At 30.0% G+C, this 500-nt stretch carries 1 protein-coding gene; it reads right to left on the bottom strand.

Annotated elements, in window-relative coordinates:
* On the bottom strand, positions 1 to 500 hold a 500-nt coding region (locus tag GBI16_RS18380), incomplete at both ends, for an ATP/GTP-binding protein (protein ID WP_151707631.1).

Here is a 500-nt window from a genome sequence, read left to right as displayed (position 1 = left end):
AGAGGGTGTAATGCAGAACTAAGTTCATCTACGTAAAATGTCTTAGTGGGTTCTTCTGAATTTTTTACAACAAGTGGAGATAAAGCAAATAATTTATGAGTGCCATTAGACTCTAATCCAAATTCGAAAGGTACTAAATCACCATCAATGTCCTTATGGACAGTTTGGATATCATAAACCATCTCATCTTTGAAATTACTCATAATTTTCTCCTTCATTTCTGGAGGAATATTTTTATCACTTTTAAGAATTTTTTCAGCTAATGATGAGGGATCAACATTAACATTAACAATGTCTATATCCTGTTTACTAATAAAATTTAGAAACTGGTTTTTGAAAGTATCATCACTATAGATTTTTTTTGCAGCGTCTTCTAATGAAGTTTGCTCTACAAGTACTTGATCAAACCAATCATAAATTGGTTTTAAAAACTTACTATTATCTTGAACTGCTTTTGATAAAAATAAAACATTTTCGGAAGTTCTGATTGCGATATCTTC

It is taken from the genome of Acinetobacter sp. TUM15064 (assembly GCF_008980265.1).
Classification (GTDB): Bacteria; Pseudomonadota; Gammaproteobacteria; order Pseudomonadales; family Moraxellaceae; genus Acinetobacter.
Note: the sequence above shows the minus strand (reverse complement) of the source record. Positions and strands in the feature narration are given on the sequence as shown.